Genomic DNA, 22,559 nt, shown 5'->3' with positions numbered 1-22,559 from the left:
CCGTCGGATCTCCGGCGAGGTAGAAGCGGTGGAGCCAGTCCGCCGCCCTGCTCACGCCGACCCGGGGCCCGGCACGGACCGACCCCGGTGCCGGCGGCCAGCCCGGGGAGAGGGTGACCGCCCCTCCGCCCAGCAGGTCGGTGCCGTTGTGATCGCCGGTGATGCCGAGGGCGCGGCAGAGGTTCCCCGGGCCTCTGGCCAACCGCGAGGACTCGACTTGTCCCCCTCGTCTGCGCCGTGCCCGCGCCTCCCCGGCGACGACTCTGCCCGCCCGGAGGAGCACACCCGCCGCGACCCCGTCGGTCGCCGTGACGACGTTGGCACACCAGTGGAGCCCATGGGAGCGGTAGACGTAGAGATGGCCGGCGGGGCCGAACATGACCGCGTTGCGGGGGGTCCTTCCGCGATAGGCGTGCGACGCCGGGTCGGTGAATCCGGAGTACGCCTCGGTCTCCGTGATGACGACGCTGACGGGGCCGTCCTTGCCCACGCAGGTCAGGACGGCCCCGAGCAGCTCCGGGGCCACCGCCTCCGCGGAGTGCGAGAGATCGTCGATGTTCACCACGTACTCCTCACCGTTCCGGAACCGGGGACGCGTTCGATGCTTCGACCCAGCGCCGCGTCACACCCCGTCCGGGAATCGGCCCGGGGCGGATCGGCCCAACCGCCGTCGGATGGTCGGGGGGCCTCTTGGACGTGCGACATCCGGGGCTTCGCCTCCGCGCTCCCGCGTCGTCGCGGGTGGCCCGGCCTCGGCGCCGTTCCCCCGGGAGCGTACGGTCGGGGATCGCGATCACGGCGTCCGAGCCTAGCGCGGGCCGCCCGGAACCGGGTGCGGCCCGCGGGGCGTAGTAGGCGTCGAAGGGTCGAGTTGTCCACACGTGAGCCTGGAGGAAGACCAATGGCGTTCAAGAAGCTGCTCGCGAGCCTGGGGGCCGGAGGGGCCTCGGTGGAGACGGTGCTGAGCGAGGTCAACGTCGTTCCCGGTGGCGTCGTCCAAGGAGAGGTACGGATCCAGGGCGGCACCGTCGACCAGCGCGTCGAGGGGCTGTCCGTCGGACTGCAGGCCAAGGTCGAGGTGGAGAGCGGCGACCACGAGTACACGCAGGACATCGAGTTCGAGAAGACCCGCCTGGGCGGGGCCTTCGAGCTGCGGGCGGAGGCGGTCCACACGGTGCCCTTCGGTCTGGAGATCCCCTGGGAGACCCCGATCACGATGATCGACGGGCAGCCGTTGCGGGGCATGCACATCGGAGTCGTCACCGAACTCGCCATCGCCCGGGCGATCGACTCCGGCGACCTCGACCCGATCCAGGTGCATCCGCTGCCGGCGCAGAAGGCGATTCTCGACGCCTTCGTCCGGTTGGGCTTCCGGTTCAAGAGCGCCGACATGGAACGCGGCCACATCCGCGGCACGCGTCAGCGTCTGCCCTTCTACCAGGAGATCGAGTTCCACCCGCCTCAGCAGTACCGCGGCCTGAACCAGGTCGAGCTGAGCTTCGTCGCCGACGGCGGGGAGATGGACGTCGTCCTGGAGATGGACAAGAAGTCGGGACTGTTCACCGAGGGGAGCGACACTTTCCGCTCGTTCACCGTCGGTCTGGACACCTACGAGTCGACCGACTGGGCCGCCTACCTCCACCACTGGATGTCCGAAGTCGGCAGCAAGCGCAACTGGTTCTAGCGTGGGCGGCGACGTCGCCGCCGACCCGTCGGCCGCGGCGCGCCCGCCCGCCGCGGCCTCCTACGAGAGGGCGCGGGGGTCCACTCCGCAGGACGCGTCGAGGACTAGGCTCGCCCGAGGAGAGATCCCGATCGACCAGGAGGTACCGAGGTGTCCGACCTCACGCGGCGTCCGCTCCCGCACGACTTCCATCCGCCGGTGCCGTCGTTCACGGTGACCAGCGAGGACGTGCGTGACGGGGAACGGCTCGGGGAGGCCCAGGTGTACTCGGGCGGGAACCGTTCGCCGCGGTTGCGGTGGCGGGACTTCCCCACCGGCACCGAGAGCTTCGCGGTGACCTGCTTCGATCCCGACGCCCCGACGGGCAGCGGCTTCTGGCACTGGGTGGTGTTCGACATCCCCGCGTCCGTGACGGAGCTGCCGGCGGGAGCGGGCGGCGAGCCCTTCACGGGGCTGCCCGAGGAGGCCGTGCGGGCACGCAACGACTACGGCGAGAAGAACTTCGGCGGGGCCGCCCCGCCGCCGGGGGACGGCCCGCACCGCTACGTGTTCACCGTGTACGCCGTGGACCGGGAGAAGCTGGGACCGGACGCCGAGGCGACGCCCGCGATGGTGGGCTTCCGTCTGCGGTTCCACACCGTGGCCCGTGCGCAGCTCGTGGCCGAGTACGAGGTGCCCGCCGCGGGCTGAGCACCGGGCGCCCGCCAAGCGCCCGCCACCGCTCGCGGAAGCGATCGGGGCGGGCGCGCGCCCGTGTCGGTAGCGCGCTCTCATGGAGACGGCGCGGTCGGCGCGGAGGGGGCACCTCTCGGGCGGGTGGGTCGGGGCCCCGGTGGGATCAGTCGATCGCGGGCTTCTCGCGCCGTTCCTGCGTCGGCACGGAGCCGTTGCCGCCGCCTCCCATGGGGCCGAAGTTGCCGATCGCTCCGGACAGCCCCTTGAGCGCGTCGCCGATCTCGCTGGGGACGATCCAGAGCTTGTTGGCGTCTCCCTCGGCGATCTTCGGCAGCATCTGCAGGTACTGGTAGGAGAGCAGCTTCTGGTCCGGGTCCCCGGCGTGGATCGACTCGAAGACCGTACGGATCGCCTGGGCCTCGCCCTCCGCCCGCAGCGCGGCGGCCTTGGCCTCGCCCTCGGCACGCAGGATCTGCGACTGCTTCTCGCCCTCCGCGCGCAGGATCTCGGACTGCCGGACCCCCTCGGCCTGGAGGATGGCGGCACGCTTGTCGCGATCGGCCCGCATCTGCTTCTCCATCGAGTCCTGGATGGAGGTGGGGGGTTCGATGGCCTTGAGCTCCACGCGGTTGACGCGGATGCCCCACTTGCCGGTCGCCTCGTCCAGCACCCCGCGCAGCGCGGCGTTGATCTCCTCGCGCGAGGTCAGCGTCCGTTCTAGGTCCATCCCGCCGATGATGTTGCGCAGCGTGGTGACCGTCAGCTGCTCGATCGCCTGGATGTAGCTCGCGACCTCGTACGTGGCCGCTCGGGCGTCGGTGACCTGGTAGTAGATCACCGTGTCGATGTTGACGACCAGGTTGTCCTGGGTGATCACCGGCTGCGGAGGGAAGGGAACGACCTGCTCTCTCAGGTCGATGCGGTTGCGGATGGTGTCGATGAACGGGACGACGATGTTCAGTCCGGCGTTCAGCGTCCGCGTGTAGCGGCCGAACCGCTCGACGATGGCCGCGCTGGCCTGCGGGATGACCTGGATGGTCTTGATCAGGGCGATGAAGACCAACACCACCAGAATGATCAGGACGATGATGACCGGTTCCATCGACGAATCCCCGTACCCCTTCTCGGCTGACGCGCGCCCGCGGCGCTCGCGGCTGATCCTAACCGTAGGCGATCTCTCGGATGCCGAGGAACCGTCACATCACGATCGCGGTGGCCCCGTCGATGTCGACGACGTCGACCTCCTGGCCCGCCTCGTAGCTACGGTCGGCGTCCAGGGCCCGGGCCGACCAGACCTCCCCCGCCAGCTTGACGCGACCGTCGGCGGCGTCGACCCGCTCCAGGACGACCGCCCGTCTGCCCTTGAGAGCGTCGATCCCCGAGGCCGAACCGGGTCGCCGCTCACGATGGCGGGCGGCGATCGGCCGGACGACGGCGATCAGCGCGACCGACACGGCCGCGAAGACGACGACCTGCACGACGAGTCCGGCGCCCAGACCGGACGCGCCCGCAGCGGCCACCGCTCCCACGGCGAACATCCCGAACTCCGGCATCGCGGTCATCACGAGCGGGATACCGAGTGCCGCCGCGGCGACCAACCACCACACCCATGCGTCGATGTCGTTCACACGGCCATGGTAGGGGCGCGGGCCACTCGGGGACAGGGTGCGTGGCCGCGGTGTCAGGCCAAGGGGAGCCCGCGTGCCGTCCACCGGTCGTCCATCCGCTCGACGACGAGGGGGAAGCCGAAACAGAGCGACAGGTTGCGCGAGGTCAGCTCCAGTTCCAGGGGGCCCGCGGCGAGTACCTTGCCCTGACGGATCAGCAGGACGTGGGTGAACCCCGGGGCGATCTCCTCGACGTGGTGGGTCACCATGACCATGGAGGGCGCGATCGGATCGCGGGCGAGCCGGCCGAGACGACGGACCAGGTCCTCCCGCCCTCCGAGGTCCAGGCCGGCCGCCGGCTCGTCGAGCAGGAGCAGTTCCGGATCGCTCATCAGGGCCCGGGCGATGAGGGTGCGCTTGCGCTCGCCCTCGGACAGGGTGCCGAACTCCCGGTCGTGGTAGTCGGACATCCCGAGTCGGTCGAGGAAGGCGGCGGCCCGTGCCCTGTCGACTTCCTCGTACTCCTCCTGCCACCCGGCGGTCATGCCGTAGGCGGCCGTCAACACGGTCTGGAGCACGGTCTGGTGTGCGGGGAGCTTCTCGGCCATGGCGATCCCGGCCATTCCGATCCGCGGTCGCAGGTCGAAGACGTCGCTGCCACGCCGGCCGAGGGTCTCCCCCAGGACGGTGACGGTGCCGGTGGTCGGGAAGACGTAGCTGGAGGCGACGTTGAGGAGAGTGGTCTTGCCGGCGCCGTTGGGGCCGAGGACGACCCAGCGTTCGCCCTCCTTCACCGACCAGGAGATCCGGTCCACCAGAGCCCGGCCCTCGCGGACCACGGATACGTCCTGAAGCTCCAGAACATCGCTCATGAGCGCGTTGTCTCCCCTTGCAGTGTGGCCGGTTGCGGCTGTCGCGTTCGCCTGTGGTCGCGGGCCGCCGCGCCGGTGGGCGCAGCCCCCTCAAGAAATCTACGCCACCCGCCGGCGGCACCGTCCCCTCGGTCCGGTCCCTATGGTGAGGGGATGCTCTCGGAACCACGCGCAGGACGCCTCACCTCGTGGGGAAACGCACTGATCGCCGGATATGTCGCACCCGACGACGCCGTGGGGGCCATCGTCGGCGGCGACGCGTCCCACCGGGTGGTGGGCGTACCCGGCGAGTCCGTGCCGGTCGGCCTCACTCTCGCGCTCGGCAGGCTGCGGGCACTGGGGGCGAAGGGGCTGCGGCTGGCGTTGCCGGCGCCGGGGCACCCGCTCGGCCTCAGCGGGCCGCCGGAGTTCAACGCGCGGGCGATGGAGGCGGAGGAGGCGGTGGTCTGCGCGGGAACCGCTCTCGGCTTGGTCCCGGAGGTCCACGCGGTAGGACCCTCGACCGACCGCCACGTGGAGGTTCTGTGGCACTGCCTGCCGGTGTGGGAGGCGGTCCCGGCGGACGTGCCCTCGCTCGGGGAAGCGGAGCGGGAGCTGGCCGAGGCGCTCCGCGAGGCCACCGAGGTGCTCACCCGCCTCGACGTGGCGGCGTCGGGTCCGGCGTCACGGGCGGCTCTGGAAGCCTACCGGGCGCGTGCCGAGGACGGGGAGGAGGTGCTCGCGCCCGGATATCCGGCTCGGGCCGCGCGGGTGCTGGTGCTGGCCCGCAGGGTGGGCACGCTGATCGCGCTGGCACACGAGGGCGGGCACGGCGGGGCGGTGAGCGCCTCGTCGATGGCGGCACGTGTGGCCGCGCTGCGCCCGGTGGAGCGGACGGCGCGGCGGGCGCGCGTGGCCGCCTACAACTCCGCGTGGGAGGAGTGGGAGCGCGGGGCTCGCTGAGCGGACCGACCCCTCGGGCGACCTCGGCGAGGCCGCCCCGGCGCCCCACGCGGCGGGCGGCGGGGCGGCGGACCGGTCCGCAGGCCTCGGTCAGCCGTTGTGTCCGAGGTTGCCGAAGGCCGGGTTCAGGAGGCCGACGACGTCGACCGTGTCGCCCACCACGTCGACGGGGACGTGGACCGGCACCTGGACGGTGTTGCCGGAGCCGACGCCGGGGGAGCCGAAGGCCTCGCCGTCGGCGTGGGAGCCGTCGGTGGCCGAGGCCAGCCCGGCGGCGGCGACGACCAGTCCGCCGGCCGTCATCGTGGTGGCCACGGCGTGCTTCAGGTTCCTCATGGGCGCGTTCCTCCTCGCGATCCCCACGACGATCGTCGCGGGACACCGGGAGAACGGTCTCGGAACCCGGGAGTTACGCCGTGTGGGTGACATTCCCACGACGGTATGAATCCCCGGGCCGGGACCGACTCCGCTCCCACGCCCCGGCGCACGCCCGCCGCGACCGGCTCAGCCCGCGGCGCCGTTCCTGACCGCCCACAGAGCGGCCTGGGTGCGGTCCGACAGGTCGAGTTTCATCAGGATGTTGGAGACGTGGGTCTTCACCGTCTTCTCGGAGAGAACGAGGGTCCGCGCGATCTCACGGTTGGAGCGGCCGTCGGCGATCAGGCCGAGCACCTGGCTCTCGCGCTCGGTGAGCGCGCCGGCCCGGCCGGCACCGGGACCGGCCTGGTCGCCGACCAGCAGCGCCCCCGCGACCTCGGCCTGCAACAGGACGTGGCCCGCGTGCACCGACCGGATGGCGCAGGCCAACGCGTCGGGGTCCACGTCCTTGTAGACGTACCCGGCGGCGCCGGCGCGGAGCGTCGGCACCACGGTGCGCCGCTCGGTGAAGCTGGTCACGACCAGGACTCGCGGAGGGTTGTCCAGATCACCGAGGCGACGGAGCGCCTCGACGCCGTCCATGCCGGGCATCCGCACGTCCAGCAGGACCACGTCGGGGCGCAACTCCTCGGCGCGCGCCACTCCCTGCGCGCCGTCCGCCGCCTCCCCCACCACCTCGATGTCGTCCTGGATCTCCAGGAAGGTCCGCAGTCCCCGGCGCACGACTTGGTGGTCGTCGACGAGGAGGACCTTGATCGGTTCAGCCACCCGGTACCTCCATCTCGATCGTGGTGCCTCCGCCCGGCACCGATTCCACGGACAGGCGGCCACCCACACCGCTCGCCCGGTCGCGCATCGACACCAGGCCCAGATGCCGCCCGGCCCGGTGGACGCCTCTCGGGTCGAAGCCCCGGCCGTCGTCGGTCACCCGCAGGACGGCCCCGCTCCCCCGGCGGTCCAGACAGACGTCGACGCGCTCGGCGCCGGAGTGGCGCAGGGCGTTGTGCAGTGCCTCTTGGGCGACCCGCAGCACGGCTTCCTCCTGGGCGGCGGGCAGCGCCCGCACTCCTCTGTCACGGAAGGCGACCGCCGCCGGGTGCGCTCGGTCGAGGACCTGGACGTGCGTCCGCAAGGTGGCGACGAGACCGTCCTCGTCCAGCGCCGCCGGGCGCAGTTCGACCACCGCGGCGCGCAGTTCGTCGGCGGCGTCGGCAGCGAGGTGGGCGACCTGGCGGAGTTCCCCCTTCGCCCGTGCGGGGTCGCGGTCGATCAGCCGTGCCGCGGCCTGGGCGGTGAGCCGTAGGGAGAAGAGCTTCTGGCTGACGGCGTCGTGCAACTCGTGGGCCAACCGGGCGCGCTCCTCCGCGATGGTCAGCTCGCGGCTCCGCTCGTACAACCGCGCGTTGGTCAGGGCGATCGCGGCGTGCTGGGCGAGGATGCCGAGCAGTTCCTCGTCCTCCTCGGTGAAACCGCCGCCTTCGGGCCGTCGCGGACCGTTCTTGTTGGCCAGGAAGATGGCGCCGAGCACCTCGTCGCCGTCGCGGATGGGCAGGCCCAGGAAGTCGGAGAGGTCGGGGTGGGCCTCCGGCCAGCCGCGGAAGCGCGGATCGGCACGGACATCGGACAGCCGCTCCGCCTCCGCTCCCTCCAGCATCGCGGCGAGAACGCCGTGCCGGCGGGGGAGGGGGCCGATGGCCCTCCACTCCTCCTCGTCCATGCCGTCGACGACGAACTGGGCGAAGCCCCCGTGGTCGTCCGGCACGCCGAGGGCGGCGTAGCGGGCGTCGAGCAGCTCCCGGGCGGACGCGACGATGGTCCTGAGCACCTCCCGCACCTCCATGCGCCTGCTCATGGCCAGGAGGGCGGAGCTGACCGCGGCGAGGCCGGACCGGGGACCATGGGACATCGCCTCACAGTACCGGCGCGGGGGGCGGGGCGGATCGGGAGGGCTTCACGCAAAGCGTTGCTCTGGCGACCTTGGGTGAGAGCGCCCAGGGCGACGTGTGACGTCACGCATAGGGCCCAGGTCACGTACGACCGAAGGTAGGAGAAGGACTCTCCCGCCTCGACCCGGCCGGATGTGGTGTTTCACCCCGAATGCCGGATGCGGCGTCCACGACCGCGGATCGTAGGTCACATCGTTGCCCATGGGTTTTGCGAGCGCTAAGAATTGCGGCGTCGCTCAGCACCGCGGGCCACCTGCTCGCGGGAGCCGTGCCGAGGCACCCCCGGCCGGGCGCCGGACATGAGCGACCTCCACGCAACCCGAAGAGGTCCCTCTCGCATGCCCAAGCTGATCACGCTGCTCACGTTTCCACGCGACACCCGCCGCCGCGACCGCCGGTCCGGGCGCCACCGGAGGATCGCGATCGCCGGTGTCGGCACACTCGGTGCCGCCGCCGTGGCGCTCTCGGCGATCCCCGCGGGTGCCGAGACCACCGCCGCAGCGCCCGCGCACCCGGCGAAGATCTCCTACGACGCCGGCGCCGTGAAGGACGTCCGGACCGACGTCACGAGCGCGGACGCCGCCGACGCGGTGAAGATCGCGGACATCCGGGCGCGGCAGGACGCCGCCGCCGAGAAGAAGGCCGCCGCGGAGGCGGAGCGCAAGACGGCGGACGAGGCCAGGGAGAAGGCCGCGGCCGAGAAGGCCGCGCAGGAGAAGGCGGCCCAGGAGAAGGCCGCGCAGGAGCGTGCGGAGAAGGAGAGCGCGAGCCGGTCCGCGGAGCGCTCGGCGGAGGGGCACTCGGGAACGAGCTACCCGGACAACCTGGACGGCTGGATCAAGGAAGCCCTCTCCGTCATGAAGGCCAAGGGCATCCCCGGCACCTACGAGGGCCTGCACAAGAACATCATCCGGGAGTCCTCCGGAAACCCCAGGGCGATCAACAACTGGGACATCAACGCGCAGAACGGCATACCGTCCCAGGGTCTGCTCCAGGTGATCCCGCCCACCTTCAAGGCCTACCACGTGGAGGGGACCTCCTGGGACATCTACGACCCGGTCGCCAACCTCACCGCCGCCGCCAACTACGCCGCCGACCGGTACGGGTCGATCGACAACGTCAACAGCGCCTACTGAGGCCGGTCGGGCCGCCACCCCGCGGCGGTCCGCGTGACGACGCCACCGAGGGGCGGCCCTCCGTGTCACGGAGGGCCGCCCCTCGGTGGCGTCACCCGTCGCCTCTAGCCGCGCATGACCTCGGGTTCGTGGCGGCGCAGGAACCGGGCGACCAGGAATCCGCAGAGCAGGCCGAGCGCGAGGACGGCGGCCATGTCCAGGCCCCACGTCGCGAGCGTGTGTTGCCACAGCGGATCGGGGTCGGCGCCCGGGGACGGGGGGCTGACCCGGTTGAGGTCCAGGGTGGCCCCGGCGGCGGCCACGGCCCAACGCGAGGGCATGAGGTAGGAGAGCTGGTTCACCCCGACGGCGCCGTGCAGGGCGAAGAGGCAGCCCGTGAAGACCACCTGGACGATCGCGAACATCACCAACAGGGGCATGGTCTTCTCCGCGGTTCTCACCAGCGAGGAGACGACCAGTCCGAACATCATCGAGGTGAATCCCAGTGCCATGACCGGCAGGGCCAGTTCGAGCAGCGTGAAGCCGCCGAGGATCAGCCCTTCGGGGGGGAGCTCCCGGGAGGAGAGGCCGATCACCGCGACCAGCGACCCCTGCAGCAGGGTGATCGCACCGAGCACGGCGACCTTGGACATCAGGTAGGCCGAACGCGACAGCCCGGTCGCGCGTTCCCGCTCGTAGATCACCCGTTCCTTGATCAGCTCGCGGATGGAGTTGGCCGCGCCGGCGAGGCACGCCCCGACCGCGAGGATCAGGAGCACGGTGGTCGCCGTGCTGTTCGGCAGGATCTCGCCGGAACCCGGGTCGACCGGGTTGGGCAGCAGCCCCTGCCCCTGGTCGATGAGCAGGCTCACCGCGCCGAGCACCACCGGCGACAACACCGTCAGCGCGAGGAACCCCCTGTCGGAGGCGATCACCGACACGTAGCGGCGCATCAGCGTGACCCACTGGGAGGTCCAGCCCTGTGGTTCGGGTGGCCGTGGCGCCCGCTGCCTCGGCGGGCTCGCGGGCCGCGCCGCACCGGCGTCGAGGTCGGCCGCGTGCACCCGGTAGTGCTGCGAGCCCTTCCAGCGGCCGGCCCAGTCGTAGTCGCGGTAGCTCTCGAAGGCCGAGAAGACGTCGGCCCAGGTCTCGTATCCGAAGAAGTCGAGAGCCTCCCCGGGCGGACCGAAATAGGCCACGGAACCGCCGGGCGCCATCACCAGGAGCTTGTCGCAGAGGGCCAGCTCGGCCACCGAGTGCGTGACGACGAGCACCGTGCGCCCGTCGTCCGCGAGACCGCGCAGCAGTTGCATGACGTCGCGGTCCATGCCGGGGTCGAGGCCCGAGGTGGGTTCGTCGAGGAAGATCAGGGACGGTTTGGTCAGCAGTTCGAGGGCGACCGAGACGCGTTTGCGCTGGCCACCGGAGAGCGAGCTGACCTTCTTGCCCCGATGCTCGTCGAGCCGCAGTTCGCGCAGCACCTCGTCGATCCTGGCCTCGCGTTCGGCCGCCGTGGTGTCCGCGGGGAACCGCAGCTTGGCGGCGTACCCGAGCGCCCTCGTGACGGTCAGCTCGGTGTGCAGGATGTCGTCCTGCGGTACCAGGCCGATACGTCGGCGCAACTCGGCGAACTGCCGATAGAGGTCGCGCTCGTCGTAGAGGACCTCGCCGCGGTCGGCGGGCCGGTATCCGGTCAGCGCCCGCAGCAGCGTGGACTTGCCGGAGCCGGACGGACCGATGACCGCGACCAGCGACTTCTCGGGGACGCCGAAGGAGACGTCCTGGAGGATTCTCCTGCCTCCGTCCACGGTGACGGTGAGGTGACGGGCCGAGAAGGTCACCTCGCCGGTGTCGACGAACTCCTCCAGCCGGTCCCCGACGATCCGGAAGGTGGAGTGCCCGACACCCACGACGTCGGACGGGTCGAGGAGTCTGCCGCCCTCCTTCGGGATGGGCTGGCCGTTGACGTAGGTGCCGTTGTGCGAACCCAGGTCGCGGATCTCCAGGCGGCCGTCGGGCCTGGCCCGGAACTCGGCGTGGCTGCGGGAGACCTGCAGGTCGGAGACGACCAGGTCGTTGTCCAGGGCCCGACCGATGCGCATGACACGGTCGAGCGAGAGGCGGTGGAAGGTGGTGGCGTTGCGGTCCCCGGACGCCGGAGAGGCGCCGGCTCCCCCCTGCCGCGGAACGTCGGCCCCGGGATCGCCCGGGGCGCCGGCGTGGCGCCCGGGCGCCGGTGGACGGACGGCCGGATCGGACCCGGCGGGCCACCCCGCCGGCACGTCGTGGACCGGCTCCGCCCACGCCGGGGCACCGGCGGAGGCGTCTCGGGCGGGTGCCGCCCACGCGGAGTCCGGTCCTGGCGTCTGGTCGACGTGGAACGTCGGCATCTCCAGGGCGGTCGCGGGCGCCCCGGACTCGGTCAGGCTCAGCCGAGGGCCGTCGTTGGCGTTCCCCAGGTTGACGACCGACCCGGGGCCCAGTTCCAGATGCCGGACCCGGTGCCCTCGTACGTACGTGCCGTTGGTGCTGCCGTGGTCGTCGATCGCCCAGCAGTGGCCGTCGTGGCTGATCGTGGCGTGACGCCAGGAGACCCGGGCGTCCTCGACCACGATGTCCCCCCTGGGGTCACGCCCCAGGGTGTAGGACCTGGACGGGTCCAGCGTCCACGTGCGTCCATTCGATTCCAGTACGAGTTCCGGCACTCCATGCCCCACTGAGTTGTCCCCCGAGTCGCCCCCGCTCGCAGGGAGTCTAGGGATGTCGAACATCGGGTGGAACTATTTCAGGATCAGAGCCCGGAGCGAAAACCGGGGCGCGGGGCCACGCTCGCGAACACCGGGCCACTCCACCCGGCCACCCGGTCGTCACCGGGTGTTCGCCGGCGCGAGGCGCCCCTCGCGAGCGCGGTCGACCGCCGGCCCGATACCGTGGAAGCACCATGAGCGCTTCGCAGAACCCCGACGTTCCCACCCTTCTCGTCAAGATCTTCGGCAAGGACCGGCCGGGCATCACGGCGGGGTTGTTCGACACCCTCGCGTCCTACGCCGTCGACGTCGTCGACATCGAGCAGGTCGTCACGCGGGGTCGGATAGTCCTGTGCGCCCTGGTGACCGAACCCGCGCCGGGGGCGGAGGGCGATCTGCGGGCCACGGTGCACGGCTGGGCCGAGTCGATGAGAATGCAGGCCGAGATCATCTCCGGACTCGGGGACAACCGCCCCCGCGGCCTCGGCCGCTCCCTGGTCACGGTGCTCGGACACCCCCTCACCTCCGAGGCCGCGGCGGCGATCGCCGCCCGGATCACCCGGGCCGGCGGCAACATCGACCGCATCTTCCGCCTGGCCAAGTACCCGGTCACGGCGGTCGAGTTCGCCGTGTCGGGGGTGGAGACCGAGCCGTTGCGCACCACGCTCGTGACGGACGCGGGTGCGCTGGGCGTGGACATCGCCGTCGTGGCCGCCGGGCTGCATCGCAGGGCACAGCGTCTGGTGGTGATGGATGTGGACTCCACGTTGATCCAGGACGAGGTGATCGAGCTCTTCGCCCGGCACGCGGGCTGCGAGGCCGAGGTGGCCGCGGTCACGGAGGCGGCGATGCGCGGCGAACTGGACTTCGAGCAGTCGCTGCACGCGCGGGTGGCGCTGTTGGAGGGGCTGGACGCCTCGGTGGTGGAGAAGGTCCGCGGCGAGGTGCGGCTGACGCCGGGGGCGCGGACCCTGATCCGCACGCTGAAGCGACTCGGCTACCAGGTGGGGGTCGTCTCCGGTGGGTTCACCCAGGTCACGGACGATCTCCGAGAGCGGCTGGGGTTGGACTTCGCCCAGGCCAACACGTTGGAGATCGCGGACGGACGACTGACAGGTCGGGTGACCGGAGAGATCGTCGACAGGGCGGGCAAGGCCAGGCTGCTGCGCAGGTTCGCCGCCCAGGCCGGCGTTCCCCTGGCGCAGACCGTCGCGATCGGGGATGGGGCCAACGACCTGGACATGTTGAACGCGGCCGGACTCGGGGTCGCCTTCAACGCCAAGCCGGTGGTGCGCCAGGCGGCGCACACCGCGGTGAACGTGCCCTTCCTCGACACGGTGCTCTATCTGCTGGGAGTCACCCGGGAAGAGGTCGAGGCCGCCGACACCGTCGAGGACGGCCTCCCGGGGTCTGAGCCGGAGGAGCGCACCTGGGACCCGGCGCCTCGCGGCGGGGAGCCGGGGCCGGGTGCCACCGTCTGCGAGACTCGCCCGTACGGCCGATGACTTCTCGCGAGCCGCAAGGGGTCCACCGGCGCCCGCACCCCCTCGGCCGCGCCAGGCGGACCTCTCACTCGGCGGGCGCCCAGTAGTCACGCAGCGTCGCCACGCCGGGCTCCAAGGACGCCCACGGCCCGGCGAAGGACAACACCGCGAAGGCGGCGGTCGGGAAGCCTCGGCGTTCCATCCGCTCCCGGGCCTCCTGCTCGGACGAGCGGGAGAGGATGTCGGCGACCGCGTGCGTCGCCGGATTGTGGCCGATCAGCAGGGCGTGCCGGACCTCGTCGGGGGTCTCGTTGAGAAGGGCGATCAGCTCGCCGGGAGAGGCCCCGTAGACCCGGTCCTCGTACACGGTCCTCGGCCGGTGCGGGAACTCCTGGACCGCGAGCTTCCAGGTCTCCCGGGTGCGGGTCGCCGTGGAGCACAGGGCCTGGTCGAAGGTGATGCCGGTGTCGGCCAACCGACGTCCGGCCTCGGCGGCGTCCAGACGCCCCCGCTCGGCCAGCGGGCGTTCGTGGTCGGCCACCTCCGGCCAGTCGGCCTTGGCGTGCCGGAGGAGGACGAGGGTACGGAGTTCTGCGGCGCTCATGTCTTCAAGCTTCGCATGAAACAGGCCACGGGGCGCAGGGAGTTGGCCGACGAACGCCCCCGGGCGCGTTTCGGCTCGACCGGTCGGGTCTCGGGGGTGGGCGGGGGCCGGCACCCGGCTCAACCGGCGACCAGCCACCAGAGTCGCTCCAGGACCGGCGGGACCAGCGGGAGCCGCCCGATGCCGGCGTGCGACGGCGGCTGGTTCGGCACGAGGGCGAGAAGGGTGGCGAAGACCAGCGCGGGCGGGATCACGGCCCACCAGGGCGGCCTGGACACACGGCGCGGCGGGCAGGTTCTGGGGGGAGCGGACACGCTGTTCCTCGCTCTCCGGAGTGGCCGCTCCGCCGGAATCCCGGCGGGCCCGATCCACGCTAGGGGAGCCGGCCTCCGCGTCTCATCCGGAGCTCCCCCCACCCGTCCCCGAGACTGGCCCTAGGGGACGGGACCCGGTGAGCCGCCCCGACACCGATCACGGCGAGAAGACGGTGGCCACGACGCCGATGATCACGAAGATGGCGAGGAAGGAGCCGAAGACGAGCAGCATCTTCTTCTGGCCGTGCTGGGGATCGGGGTCGAGTACCGGCATGCCGCCAGTCTCGCACCCCCGGCGCGGACGCCGGTCAGCGGCCCGCCTCGTCCTCGATCGCCCTGGGGCGACCCGCCAGGACGCCTGCCACCGCCTGCGGCACCAGCAGGGCGCCCATCAGGCAGATCGACCGGGTCCACCCGCCGTCGTGCTCGTGGAGCGCGCCCACGATCAGGGGGCCGGGCAGAGAGAGGAGGTAGCCGACGCTCTGTACGAAGGCGGATAGTCGCACGACCCCCTCGCCCGTCCGGGCACGCATGCCGATCATGGTGAGGGCGAGCGGGAAAGCGCAGGTGGAGACGCCGAGCAGCGTGGCCCACAGCCAGGCTCCCGCCGTCGGCGCGACGACGAGTCCGGCGTAGGCCGCCGCCCCGCAGCATCCGAGCAGGAGCACCAGGTGACCCTGCCGCCGGGACCGGGCGGCCAACCGGGGGACGACGAACGCCAGGGGCACACCCGTGGCCATGGTGAGGGCCAGCAGCAGGCCCGCGCGGCCCGGCGACACACCCGCGTCCCGGAAGATCTGCGCGGTCCACCCCATGGCCACGTAGGCCGCCGTGGCCTGAAGGCCGAAGAAGACCGCCAGGGCCCAGGCTGTCGGACTCCGGGCGAGACGCGGCGCCGGGGCCGGCCCCACGGTCGGGAAGGGGGGCTCCCAGGGGGCGGCTCCGCGACCGCCGGCCAGGGCCAGCCAGACCGGGAGCGCCACGGCGGCGGGTACGGCCCAGGCCGCGAGACCGAGCCGCCAGTCGCCTCCGAGCACCGCGATCAGCGGCACCGTCCCCCCGGCGGCCACCGCGCTGCCCAACGCCAGGGCCATCGAGTACAGCCCGGTCACGGGGCCGACCCGGGTGGGGAACCAACGCTTGACGACGGCGGGCAGCAGGACGTTGCCGACCGCGATGCCCGCGAGGACCGGCACGCCCGCCAGGAGGAAGCCGACGGTGGCGCCGGTGTGAGGGCGGATCAGCAATCCCGCCGTGACGGCCGCCATGGCGGCGCTCATCACGGCGCCGGGGCCGAATCGGCGCGCGAGTCGGGGCGCGACAGGGCCCATCACGGCGAAGCACAGCGCGGGGGCGGCGGTGAGACCGCCGGCCACGAGGCCGCTCATCCCGAGCCCCGACCGGACCTCGTCCAGCGCGGCGCCGAGGCTGGTGACGGCGGGGCGGAGGTTGAACGCGGCCAGGACGACCGCCGCGAGAGTCAGAGGGGTCCGCCACGCCCGCGCTCTCGGCCCGAGGACCCCAGGTCGCCATCCCGAACGGTCGGATGTCCGGGGCTCGGTCCCGATCTCCTCGCATGCCATGACCGGCATCCTAGAATCATGGGATGATTGGTTGTCCAGTCGATTCCCGGGCCGCCGGGCCGGGATCGGGATACGGGGGTGCGTCGTGCCGCTGAGCCATCCACGTCGATCGGCTCTGTCCGATCAGGTGATCGAGTCCCTGCGCCGCCAGATCGTCTCCGGCGAGTGGCCGGTGGGCTCGCGCATCCCCACCGAACCCGAGCTGGTGGAACGACTCGGGGTGGCACGCAACACGGTTCGAGAGGCGGTGCGCGCCTTGGCCCACACCGGCCTGCTGGATATCCGCCAGGGGTCCGGCACCTTCGTGGCGGCCACCAGTGAACTGGCCGGGGTGATGGGTCGACGCTTCGCCGACACCGATCCCGGGCACGTCGCCGAGCTGCGCTCCACCCTCGAATCGGCGGCGGCCGGGCTGGCGGCGGAGCGCCGCACCGACGACGACCTGCGCCGGCTCGACGCCCTGCTGGTGGACCGGGAGCGGGCATGGGACACGGCGGGCCCCGAGGTGTTCGCGGCGGCCGACACCGCCTTCCACCAGGCGGTCGTGGCCGCCGCCCACAACGAGGTGATGTCCGCCCTCTACGCCGACCTCGGCGAGGTCCTGCGGACCTGGCTACTCGACGACCTGGCCGACCGGCCGTCCCGGGGCCCGCTCGGCGACCACGCGAGCCTGGTCCGGGCCATCAGGTCCGGGGACGCCCGGACGGCGCGGGCGGAGGCGGCGGGCCATCCGTACGGCTGCCGTGTCGGGCCGCCGGGGAGCGAGGGGCCGATCGACGCGTGACGGGCCGGGGCGCGCACCCCGGAGGGTGTCGCGCCCCGGCCCGTCGGAGCGGCCGGTCCTCGCGGACGGCCCGTGCGGTCGGTGCTCAGGCGCCGATGGCGTGCAGTCCCCCGTCGACATGGACGATCTCGCCGGTCGTCTTCGGGAACCAGTCGCTGAGCAGCGCCACGACCCCGCGACCGGTCGGTTCCGGGTCCTTCAGGTCCCACTCCAGGGGGGAGCGGGTGTCCCACACGGCCGCCAGGTCGTCGAAGCCCGGGATGGACTTCGCCGCCATGGATCCGAGCGGTCCGGCGGACACGAGGTTGCAGCGGATGTTCTGCTTCCCCAGGTCGCGCGCCATGTAGCGGCTGGTCGCCTCCAGCGCGGCCTTCGCCGGCCCCATCCAGTCGTACTGGGGCCAGGCGAACTGGGCGTCGAAGGTCAGCCCGACGACCGAGCCACCGCTCTGCATCAAGGGGAGGCAGGCCATCGTCAGCGACTTCAGGGAGAAGGCGGAGACGTGCATGGCGGTCGACACGGACTCGAACGGGGTGTTCAGGAAGTTCCCGCCGAGCGCGTCCTGCGGCGCGAAGCCGATGGAGTGCACGACGCCGTCGAGCCCGCCCAGCTCCTCGCCGACGATGTCGGCCAGCCGGCCGAGGTGCTCCTCGTCGGTGACGTCCAGCTCGACGACCTTGGTGGGCTTGGGCAGCTTCCTGGCGATCCGCTCGGTGAGCGTGGGGCGCGGGAAGGCGGTGAGGATGATCTCGGCGCCCTGCTCCTGTGCCAGCCGGGCGGTGTGGAAGGCGATGGAGGACTCCATCAGCACACCGGTGATCAGGACGCGCTTGCCCTCGAGAATTCCGCTCATGGCGATCAGTGACCCATTCCCAGTCCGCCGTCAACGGGGATGACGGCTCCAGTGATGTACGAGGCGTCGTCCGAGGTGAGGAAGCGCACCACCTTGGCCACCTCCTCGGGCTCCGCGTACCGACCGAGGGGGACCTGCGCCAGGATCCCGGCGCGCTGATCGTCGCTGAGCGCGTCGGTCATGTCGGTGTGGACGAAGCCCGGCGCGACGACGTTGAACGTGATGTTCCGCGACCCCAGTTCGCGGGCGAGCGAGCGGGCGAACCCGACCAGTCCGGCCTTGGACGCCGCGTAGTTGGCCTGTCCCGCGCTGCCCAGCAGCCCGACGACGGACGAGATGAGCACCACCCGCCCCCTCCTGGCCCGCAGCATGCCGCGATTGGCGCGCTTGACCACACGGAACGTACCCGTGAGGTTGGTGTCGAGGACGGAGGTGAAGTCCTCCTCGGACATGCGCATCAGCAGCTGGTCCCTGGTGACCCCCGCGTTCGCGACGAGGACCTCGACCGGCCCGTGCGCGTCCTCGATCTCCTTGTAGGCCTGCTCCACCTGCTCGGCGTCGGTGATGTCGCATCTGACGCCCAGGAACCCGGCGGGCGGTTCGCCCGAGCGGTAGGTGACCGCCACCTTGTCGCCGGCCTCGGCGAACGCGCGGGCGATGGCGAGGCCGATGCCCCGATTACCTCCGGTGACGAGAACCGAGCGGCTCAACGGATCACCCTTTCGCTTGGGGGTCTGGCACGGCCGCCCGGGCCTTGACGAGCGGCGGCATGCCCGAAAACCTATCGGGCCCGCTCACGGCTCCGGGAATCGGGCACCGACAGTGGCTCGCGGCCCTGACTGTCGGGACCCTACAGAAGCCGACGGGGCCCGGCCGGGACCAACCGGCGACGGGCGGGTTGCCCGCGGGCCGGGACGCCGGGAAGCCCCACTCGGGAGCGCGGGGCGCGTCGGCGCCTGCGTATAACCTCGTAGGCGGCCCGTCACCCGACCGCCCGAGCAGGCGGGTGGGAGATTCGCTCGCCCGGTCCGGGCCGCGCGAGCGCCGAGGCCCGAGCCGAGGCCGCGCAGGACCACCGAAGACCCACGAGGAGACACGAGAACCGTGACGGACATCGTCGACGAACTGAAGTGGCGCGGGTTGTTCGCCCAGTCCACCGACGAGGACGCCTTGCGCAAGGCGCTGGCGGACGGTCCCGTCACGTTCTATTGCGGCTTCGACCCGACGGCCCCCTCGCTGCACGTGGGTCACCTCGTCCAGGTGCTGACCGTGCGGCGGCTTCAGCGGGCCGGACACCGACCACTGGCCCTGGTGGGCGGCGCGACGGGCCTGATCGGCGACCCCCGCCCCACCGCCGAACGCACGCTGAACGACCCGGAGACGGTCACGGGCTGGGTGGCCCGGTTGCGCGGCCAGATCGAGCCCTTCCTCTCCTTCGAGGGAGAGAACGCGGCCGTGATGGTCGACAACCTCGACTGGACGCGGGAGCTCGGAGCGATCGAGTTCCTGCGGGACATCGGCAAGCACTTCCGCGTCAACAAGATGCTGACCAAGGACTCCGTGGCGCGACGGCTGGAGTCCTCCGAGGGCATCAGCTACACCGAGTTCAGCTACCAGCTCCTCCAGGCCATGGACTTCCTCCAGCTCTACCGGAGGTACGGCTGCACGATGCAGCAGGGCGGCAGCGACCAGTGGGGGAACCTCACGGCGGGGCTGGACCTCATCCACCGGCTGGAGCCGGGTGCGGACGTCCACGCCTACGCCACGCCCCTGATGACCAAGGCCGACGGCACCAAGTTCGGCAAGACCGAGGGCGGCGCCGTCTGGCTGGACCCGGAGATGACGACGCCCTACGCCTTCTACCAGTTCTGGCTGAACGTGGACGACCGGGACGTCGACCGCTACCTGCGCATCCTCTCCTTCCGACCCCGTGAGGAGCTGTGGGAGCTGGAACGGCGGACCGCGGAGCGCCCCCAGGCTCGCGAGGCACAGCGGGCCCTGGCCGAGGAACTGACCACCCTGGTGCACGGCCCCGAGCAGACCGCGGCGGTGATCGCCGCCTCCAAGGCGCTGTTCGGACAGGGCGAGCTGGCCGGACTCGACGAGAGGACACTGGCCGCGGCGCTCTCCGAGCTGCCCGTCGCCCGGGTGGCCGAGGCGGCACCGGTGGTCGACCTGTTCGCCGAGGTCGGTCTGGTCCCGAGCAAGTCGGCGGCCCGACGCGCGGTGCGCGAGGGCGGCGCCTACGTCAACAACGTGAAGGTCGCCTCCGAGGACGCGGTTCCGGCCGGGACCGACCTCCTGCACGGACGTTGGCTGGTGCTGCGCCGGGGTAAGAAGAACCTGGCCGCCGTGGAGGTCACCGGAGGTCGAGCGGGGTAGTGCGTGCCGGCGACGCGCGGTGGCGGTGGGCTCAGTGCCGAGGTCGGCCGCGGACCCTCACGTAGGCGCGGTCGCCGACGGCGACGATCACGACGGCCGCCACCAGCTGGAAGAGGTGCCGCCACCAGTCGACGCCCGAGGTCTCCCCGACCCCGGCGGCCCGCGCGATCGCGTTCCCGACGATGGCACCGAGCATGCCGAAGACCGTGGTCAGCCAGAGCGGGCTGTGCTGCTTCCCCGGGATGACGGCCTTGGCGATCAGACCGAGCACGAATCCGACGACGATCGCCCACAACCAGCCCATGGCTGTTTCCTCCTCGGCGCGGGGCCACACGGCCCCGCCAGTCTCGACGCGCCGGGCCGAGGACGCACGCCGCGCGAGGCCGCCCGGGTGATCGGTTCACGCCGTGCGCGCGTGCCGGCCGCCGAGTCGGCACGACGGGCGCCGCTCCGGGGCCGCTCTCGTGGACCCCGGAGGTCCGGCGTACCGTGGACGGCGTCCCCGACCGTGCCCCCGAGCGGTCGCGGGCCGGTTCCACGGGGAGACGAGTACGGATGGTGGCGCGATGCGGAGACACGGCGGCGACGCGCAGGTCTTCCGGATCACCGGAGCCCGGGCGGGCCTCCGGGACGACGTCCGCGGCCGGCAGCGACGTTACGTCGTCTCGATGTCGGTCCGCACGGTGTCGGTGATCCTGGCGGTGTCCCTCTGGGGCGTGCAGCGGCACATAGCCATCGCGGCACTGATCCTCGGCGTGGTGCTGCCGTACGTGGCGGTGGTGATCGCCAATGCCGGTCGGGAGAACGCCCCGTCGCTGCCCGACACCTTCGTCTCGGGCCCGGGGCGGGCCACGCTGCCCCCGGTCGGAGCGGACCGGGGCGACACCGTGTCCCCGCCGGGCGGCACCGCGTCCCCTGAGCACGACGACGGGAACCGGCCGAAGACGTCGGGGGGAGGAGCCGATCCGGGAGCGCGCGCCGGCACGGCGGGCGAGGGCCGGGACGGGCGGAGGGAAGGGCCCGGTCGGGTCTGATCGGACGAGCGCCCGGCCGGGAAGCTCAGGAGAACCTCAGATCAATCACGCCGTTCCGGTGCCGAGGCCCCGGACGGGCGTGGCATACTGCGTAGGCGCTCCGCATCCCCCGTCGGAGCGACAGACCGACGCCGGGCAGCTCCCCCCGTGGCTGCTCGGCGTCGCCCTGTTCGCCGCCCTTGGCGAGGCCCGAGAGGCATGCCGACGCCCGAGGGTTTCGCGCGAGACCGGGGTTCCGTGTGCCGGAGAGCCGTCGGGCCCGCCCGACGGCGAGGCGAGTGCGGCTGCCGGCGGGGCGCTAGGCTCGACGGGTGACCCCCCTCGACCCGGACATCCCCATCTGCTCCGCCAAGGGCTGTCGTGCCCCCGCGACTTGGGCGCTGGTCTGGAACAACCCGAAGCTCCACACCCCAGAGCGCCGCAAGACCTGGTTGGCCTGCGACGAGCACCGCGAGCACCTGTCGGCCTTCCTCGGCGTACGCGGATTCCTGAAGGAGGTCGTGCCCTGGGAGGGCCTGCGGGACTCCGAGACGCCGGACGCCTGACGACCGGCGGCTCTCATCCCCCGATCTCGGACATCGGCCGCTCCGGCGGGACGAAGTCCACGTCGTCCACGCCCGCTCCGGCCTTCTTTCCCCACATGGCGACCCGCCAGAGCCGGGCGATCTCCTCGTCCGGGGCGTCCGAGCGGAGGGCGGCGCGCAAGTCGGTCTCCTCGCGGGCGAAGAGGCAGTTGCGGATCTGACCGTCGGCGGTGAGTCGGGTGCGGTCGCAGGCCGCGCAGAACGGGCGGGTCACGGTGGCGATGACACCGACGCGATGGGGACCGTCGTCGACGATCCACCGCTCGGCCGGCGCGGAACCCCTGGCCTCCTCGCTCTCCGGTGTCAGCCGGAACCTGCCACGCAGCGAGGCCAGGATGGTGTCGGCGGTGACCATCGTCTCCCGCTTCCAGCCGTGCTGGGCGTCCAAGGGCATCTGCTCGATGAAGCGGAGTTCGTAGCCCCGATCGATCGCCCAGGCGAGCAGATCGGGCGCCTCGTCGTCGTTGAGACCCGGCATGAGGACGGCGTTGACCTTGACCGGGGTGAGCCCGGCCTCGGCGGCGGCGGAGAGCCCCGCGAGGACGTCGGCGTGCCGGTCACGGCGGGTGAGCGCTCGGAAGACGCCGGGGCGCAGAGTGTCCAGCGAGACGTTGACCCGGTCGAGCCCCGCCCCGCGCAGCGCTTCGGCCGTGCGCCGCAGTCCGATGCCATTGGTGGTCAGGGAGGTGCGAGGGCGCGGCCGCGAAGCGGTGACCCGGCCGACGATGTCGACCAGGCCGGGCCGCAGCAGGGGTTCCCCGCCGGTGAAGCGCACCTCCCGGACGCCCAGCCGTGCGACGGCGACGCCGATCAGCCGGACGACCTCGTCGTCGGTGAGGAGATCCGGCCGGGCGAGCCACCGCAGACCCTCCTCCGGCATGCAGTAGGAGCATCGCAGATTGCAGCGGTCGGTCAGCGAGACCCTCAGGTCCGTGGCCACCCGGCCGTGTGTGTCTACGAGCACCGAGCCC

25 protein-coding genes (1 of these 25 cut by a window edge) are annotated in these 22,559 nt (G+C 72.1%); 9 read left to right on the top strand and 16 right to left on the bottom strand.

Annotated elements, in window-relative coordinates; all coding sequences use genetic code 11:
• Nucleotides 1-562, bottom strand: partial view of a DNA-3-methyladenine glycosylase gene (locus JEK78_RS18965; RefSeq protein ID WP_200261297.1) — the 5' portion only. The gene continues 95 nt to the left of window position 1, outside the view; 562 of the gene's 657 nt are visible here — the first part of the coding sequence; its start codon is at nucleotides 560-562; its stop codon lies beyond the left edge, outside the window.
• 339 nt (nucleotides 563-901) lie between these two features.
• Between JEK78_RS18965 and JEK78_RS18960 the strand changes: the two genes are divergently transcribed.
• Nucleotides 902-1,684 (top strand): sporulation protein, encoded by a 783-nt coding sequence (locus tag JEK78_RS18960; RefSeq protein ID WP_200261295.1) that lies wholly within the window; start codon nucleotides 902-904, stop codon nucleotides 1,682-1,684.
• Between the two features lie 150 nt (nucleotides 1,685-1,834).
• The gene (locus JEK78_RS18955) at nucleotides 1,835-2,374 is read left to right on the top strand and encodes a YbhB/YbcL family Raf kinase inhibitor-like protein (RefSeq protein ID WP_200261293.1); all 540 of its coding nucleotides are present in this window, start codon (nucleotides 1,835-1,837) and stop codon (nucleotides 2,372-2,374) included.
• A gap of 148 nt (nucleotides 2,375-2,522) precedes the next feature.
• On the opposite strand, the gene JEK78_RS18950 is transcribed toward JEK78_RS18955, so the two are convergent.
• From JEK78_RS18950 to JEK78_RS18940, 3 genes are all read right to left on the bottom strand, one after another.
• On the bottom strand, nucleotides 2,523-3,461 hold the full coding sequence (locus tag JEK78_RS18950) for an SPFH domain-containing protein (protein WP_200261291.1): 939 nt from the start codon (nucleotides 3,459-3,461) through the stop codon (nucleotides 2,523-2,525).
• Nucleotides 3,462-3,555: 94 nt separating this feature from the next.
• Nucleotides 3,556-3,987: an NfeD family protein gene (locus tag JEK78_RS18945; RefSeq protein ID WP_200261289.1), complete on the bottom strand. Its 432-nt coding sequence runs from the start codon at nucleotides 3,985-3,987 to the stop codon at nucleotides 3,556-3,558.
• 53 nt (nucleotides 3,988-4,040) lie between these two features.
• Nucleotides 4,041-4,838 carry an ABC transporter ATP-binding protein gene (locus tag JEK78_RS18940; RefSeq protein ID WP_200261287.1) on the bottom strand — a complete coding sequence of 266 codons (798 nt, stop codon included), beginning with the start codon at nucleotides 4,836-4,838 and terminating at the stop codon, nucleotides 4,041-4,043.
• 153 nt (nucleotides 4,839-4,991) lie between these two features.
• Between JEK78_RS18940 and JEK78_RS18935 the strand changes: the two genes are divergently transcribed.
• Nucleotides 4,992-5,780 carry a hypothetical protein gene (locus JEK78_RS18935; RefSeq protein WP_200261286.1) on the top strand — a complete coding sequence of 263 codons (789 nt, stop codon included), beginning with the start codon at nucleotides 4,992-4,994 and terminating at the stop codon, nucleotides 5,778-5,780.
• Nucleotides 5,781-5,870: 90 nt separating this feature from the next.
• Here JEK78_RS18935 and JEK78_RS18930 read toward each other — a convergent pair whose 3' ends face one another.
• The 3 genes from JEK78_RS18930 to JEK78_RS18920 form a co-directional block, all read right to left on the bottom strand.
• Complete coding sequence (locus tag JEK78_RS18930; RefSeq protein ID WP_200261284.1) at nucleotides 5,871-6,116, bottom strand: chaplin family protein; 246 nt, start codon at nucleotides 6,114-6,116, stop codon at nucleotides 5,871-5,873.
• 168 nt (nucleotides 6,117-6,284) lie between these two features.
• Nucleotides 6,285-6,926 (bottom strand): response regulator transcription factor, encoded by a 642-nt coding sequence (locus JEK78_RS18925; protein WP_200261282.1) that lies wholly within the window; start codon nucleotides 6,924-6,926, stop codon nucleotides 6,285-6,287.
• Nucleotides 6,919-8,064: a GAF domain-containing sensor histidine kinase gene (locus JEK78_RS18920; protein ID WP_200261280.1), complete on the bottom strand. Its 1,146-nt coding sequence runs from the start codon at nucleotides 8,062-8,064 to the stop codon at nucleotides 6,919-6,921. Before JEK78_RS18920 ends, JEK78_RS18925 begins: the two co-directional genes overlap by 8 nt.
• 378 nt (nucleotides 8,065-8,442) lie before the next feature.
• Here JEK78_RS18920 and JEK78_RS18915 point away from each other — a divergent pair, with 378 nt between their 5' ends.
• Nucleotides 8,443-9,240: a transglycosylase SLT domain-containing protein gene (locus tag JEK78_RS18915; RefSeq protein WP_200261278.1), complete on the top strand. Its 798-nt coding sequence runs from the start codon at nucleotides 8,443-8,445 to the stop codon at nucleotides 9,238-9,240.
• 104 nt (nucleotides 9,241-9,344) lie between these two features.
• Here the strand turns inward: JEK78_RS18915 and JEK78_RS18910 are convergent, their stop codons facing one another.
• Nucleotides 9,345-11,924 (bottom strand): FHA domain-containing protein, encoded by a 2,580-nt coding sequence (locus JEK78_RS18910; RefSeq protein ID WP_242483138.1) that lies wholly within the window; start codon nucleotides 11,922-11,924, stop codon nucleotides 9,345-9,347.
• Between the two features lie 236 nt (nucleotides 11,925-12,160).
• Between JEK78_RS18910 and serB the strand changes: the two genes are divergently transcribed.
• A complete protein-coding gene (gene serB / locus JEK78_RS18905) occupies nucleotides 12,161-13,471 on the top strand; it encodes a phosphoserine phosphatase SerB (RefSeq protein ID WP_242483137.1) in 1,311 nt (436 codons plus the stop codon).
• 64 nt (nucleotides 13,472-13,535) lie between these two features.
• Here the strand turns inward: serB and JEK78_RS18900 are convergent, their stop codons facing one another.
• The 4 genes from JEK78_RS18900 to JEK78_RS18890 form a co-directional block, all read right to left on the bottom strand.
• Nucleotides 13,536-14,054, bottom strand: a complete 519-nt coding sequence (locus JEK78_RS18900) for a histidine phosphatase family protein (RefSeq protein WP_200261274.1) — start codon at nucleotides 14,052-14,054, stop codon at nucleotides 13,536-13,538.
• A gap of 119 nt (nucleotides 14,055-14,173) precedes the next feature.
• A complete protein-coding gene (locus tag JEK78_RS18895; protein WP_200261272.1) occupies nucleotides 14,174-14,332 on the bottom strand; it encodes a hypothetical protein in 159 nt (52 codons plus the stop codon).
• Nucleotides 14,333-14,525: 193 nt separating this feature from the next.
• Entirely contained in the window at nucleotides 14,526-14,642 is a 117-nt protein-coding gene (locus JEK78_RS23700) for an SGM_5486 family transporter-associated protein (protein ID WP_277953047.1), read from the bottom strand.
• Nucleotides 14,643-14,676: 34 nt separating this feature from the next.
• Nucleotides 14,677-15,960, bottom strand: coding sequence for an MFS transporter (locus JEK78_RS18890; RefSeq protein ID WP_200261270.1), 1,284 nt, complete (start codon nucleotides 15,958-15,960; stop codon nucleotides 14,677-14,679).
• A gap of 76 nt (nucleotides 15,961-16,036) precedes the next feature.
• On the opposite strand from JEK78_RS18890, the gene JEK78_RS18885 reads away from it, so the two are divergent.
• On the top strand, nucleotides 16,037-16,735 hold the full coding sequence (locus tag JEK78_RS18885) for a FadR/GntR family transcriptional regulator (protein ID WP_200264246.1): 699 nt from the start codon (nucleotides 16,037-16,039) through the stop codon (nucleotides 16,733-16,735).
• A gap of 85 nt (nucleotides 16,736-16,820) precedes the next feature.
• Here JEK78_RS18885 and fabI read toward each other — a convergent pair whose 3' ends face one another.
• Nucleotides 16,821-17,588, bottom strand: a complete 768-nt coding sequence (gene fabI / locus JEK78_RS18880) for an enoyl-ACP reductase FabI (RefSeq protein ID WP_200261268.1) — start codon at nucleotides 17,586-17,588, stop codon at nucleotides 16,821-16,823.
• Nucleotides 17,589-17,593: 5 nt separating this feature from the next.
• Nucleotides 17,594-18,298 (bottom strand): 3-oxoacyl-[acyl-carrier-protein] reductase, encoded by a 705-nt coding sequence (fabG, locus tag JEK78_RS18875; protein WP_200261266.1) that lies wholly within the window; start codon nucleotides 18,296-18,298, stop codon nucleotides 17,594-17,596.
• 394 nt (nucleotides 18,299-18,692) lie between these two features.
• On the opposite strand from fabG, the gene tyrS reads away from it, so the two are divergent.
• On the top strand, nucleotides 18,693-19,970 hold the full coding sequence (gene tyrS, locus JEK78_RS18870) for a tyrosine--tRNA ligase (RefSeq protein WP_200261264.1): 1,278 nt from the start codon (nucleotides 18,693-18,695) through the stop codon (nucleotides 19,968-19,970).
• Between the two features lie 31 nt (nucleotides 19,971-20,001).
• Here the strand turns inward: tyrS and JEK78_RS18865 are convergent, their stop codons facing one another.
• Nucleotides 20,002-20,274 (bottom strand): GlsB/YeaQ/YmgE family stress response membrane protein, encoded by a 273-nt coding sequence (locus JEK78_RS18865; protein WP_200261262.1) that lies wholly within the window; start codon nucleotides 20,272-20,274, stop codon nucleotides 20,002-20,004.
• Between the two features lie 262 nt (nucleotides 20,275-20,536).
• Between JEK78_RS18865 and JEK78_RS18860 the strand changes: the two genes are divergently transcribed.
• Together JEK78_RS18860 and JEK78_RS18855 are read left to right on the top strand one after the other, a co-directional pair.
• Nucleotides 20,537-21,004, top strand: a complete 468-nt coding sequence (locus tag JEK78_RS18860; protein ID WP_200261260.1) for a DUF3099 domain-containing protein — start codon at nucleotides 20,537-20,539, stop codon at nucleotides 21,002-21,004.
• 311 nt (nucleotides 21,005-21,315) lie between these two features.
• Nucleotides 21,316-21,549, top strand: a complete 234-nt coding sequence (locus JEK78_RS18855) for a hypothetical protein (RefSeq protein ID WP_200261259.1) — start codon at nucleotides 21,316-21,318, stop codon at nucleotides 21,547-21,549.
• Between the two features lie 13 nt (nucleotides 21,550-21,562).
• On the opposite strand, the gene moaA is transcribed toward JEK78_RS18855, so the two are convergent.
• Entirely contained in the window at nucleotides 21,563-22,552 is a 990-nt protein-coding gene (gene moaA / locus JEK78_RS18850; RefSeq protein WP_200261257.1) for a GTP 3',8-cyclase MoaA, read from the bottom strand.
• Nucleotides 22,553-22,559: the final 7 nt, after the last annotated feature.

Source organism: Streptomyces sp. HSG2, from assembly GCF_016598575.1.
In the GTDB taxonomy this organism is placed as follows: Bacteria; Actinomycetota; Actinomycetes; order Streptomycetales; family Streptomycetaceae; genus Streptomyces.
Note: the sequence above shows the minus strand (reverse complement) of the source record. Positions and strands in the feature narration are given on the sequence as shown.

What these genes read in the sequence shown, in the direction of transcription:
- JEK78_RS18960 (WP_200261295.1), top strand. Translation starts at nt 902, where the DNA reads ATGGCGTTCAAGAAGCTGCTCGCGAGCCTGGGGGCCGGAGGGGCCTCG.
- JEK78_RS18900 (WP_200261274.1), bottom strand. Translation starts at nt 14,054, where the DNA reads ATGAGCGCCGCAGAACTCCGTACCCTCGTCCTCCTCCGGCACGCCAAG.
- fabI (WP_200261268.1), bottom strand. Translation starts at nt 17,588, where the DNA reads ATGAGCGGAATTCTCGAGGGCAAGCGCGTCCTGATCACCGGTGTGCTG.
- JEK78_RS18930 (WP_200261284.1), bottom strand. Translation starts at nt 6,116, where the DNA reads ATGAGGAACCTGAAGCACGCCGTGGCCACCACGATGACGGCCGGCGGA.
- JEK78_RS18920 (WP_200261280.1), bottom strand. Translation starts at nt 8,064, where the DNA reads ATGTCCCATGGTCCCCGGTCCGGCCTCGCCGCGGTCAGCTCCGCCCTC.
- JEK78_RS18940 (WP_200261287.1), bottom strand. Translation starts at nt 4,838, where the DNA reads ATGAGCGATGTTCTGGAGCTTCAGGACGTATCCGTGGTCCGCGAGGGC.
- JEK78_RS18935 (WP_200261286.1), top strand. Translation starts at nt 4,992, where the DNA reads ATGCTCTCGGAACCACGCGCAGGACGCCTCACCTCGTGGGGAAACGCA.
- JEK78_RS18950 (WP_200261291.1), bottom strand. Translation starts at nt 3,461, where the DNA reads ATGGAACCGGTCATCATCGTCCTGATCATTCTGGTGGTGTTGGTCTTC.
- serB (WP_242483137.1), top strand. Translation starts at nt 12,161, where the DNA reads ATGAGCGCTTCGCAGAACCCCGACGTTCCCACCCTTCTCGTCAAGATC.
- JEK78_RS18890 (WP_200261270.1), bottom strand. Translation starts at nt 15,960, where the DNA reads ATGCCGGTCATGGCATGCGAGGAGATCGGGACCGAGCCCCGGACATCC.
- JEK78_RS18860 (WP_200261260.1), top strand. Translation starts at nt 20,537, where the DNA reads ATGCGGAGACACGGCGGCGACGCGCAGGTCTTCCGGATCACCGGAGCC.
- JEK78_RS23700 (WP_277953047.1), bottom strand. Translation starts at nt 14,642, where the DNA reads ATGCCGGTACTCGACCCCGATCCCCAGCACGGCCAGAAGAAGATGCTG.
- JEK78_RS18865 (WP_200261262.1), bottom strand. Translation starts at nt 20,274, where the DNA reads ATGGGCTGGTTGTGGGCGATCGTCGTCGGATTCGTGCTCGGTCTGATC.
- JEK78_RS18915 (WP_200261278.1), top strand. Translation starts at nt 8,443, where the DNA reads ATGCCCAAGCTGATCACGCTGCTCACGTTTCCACGCGACACCCGCCGC.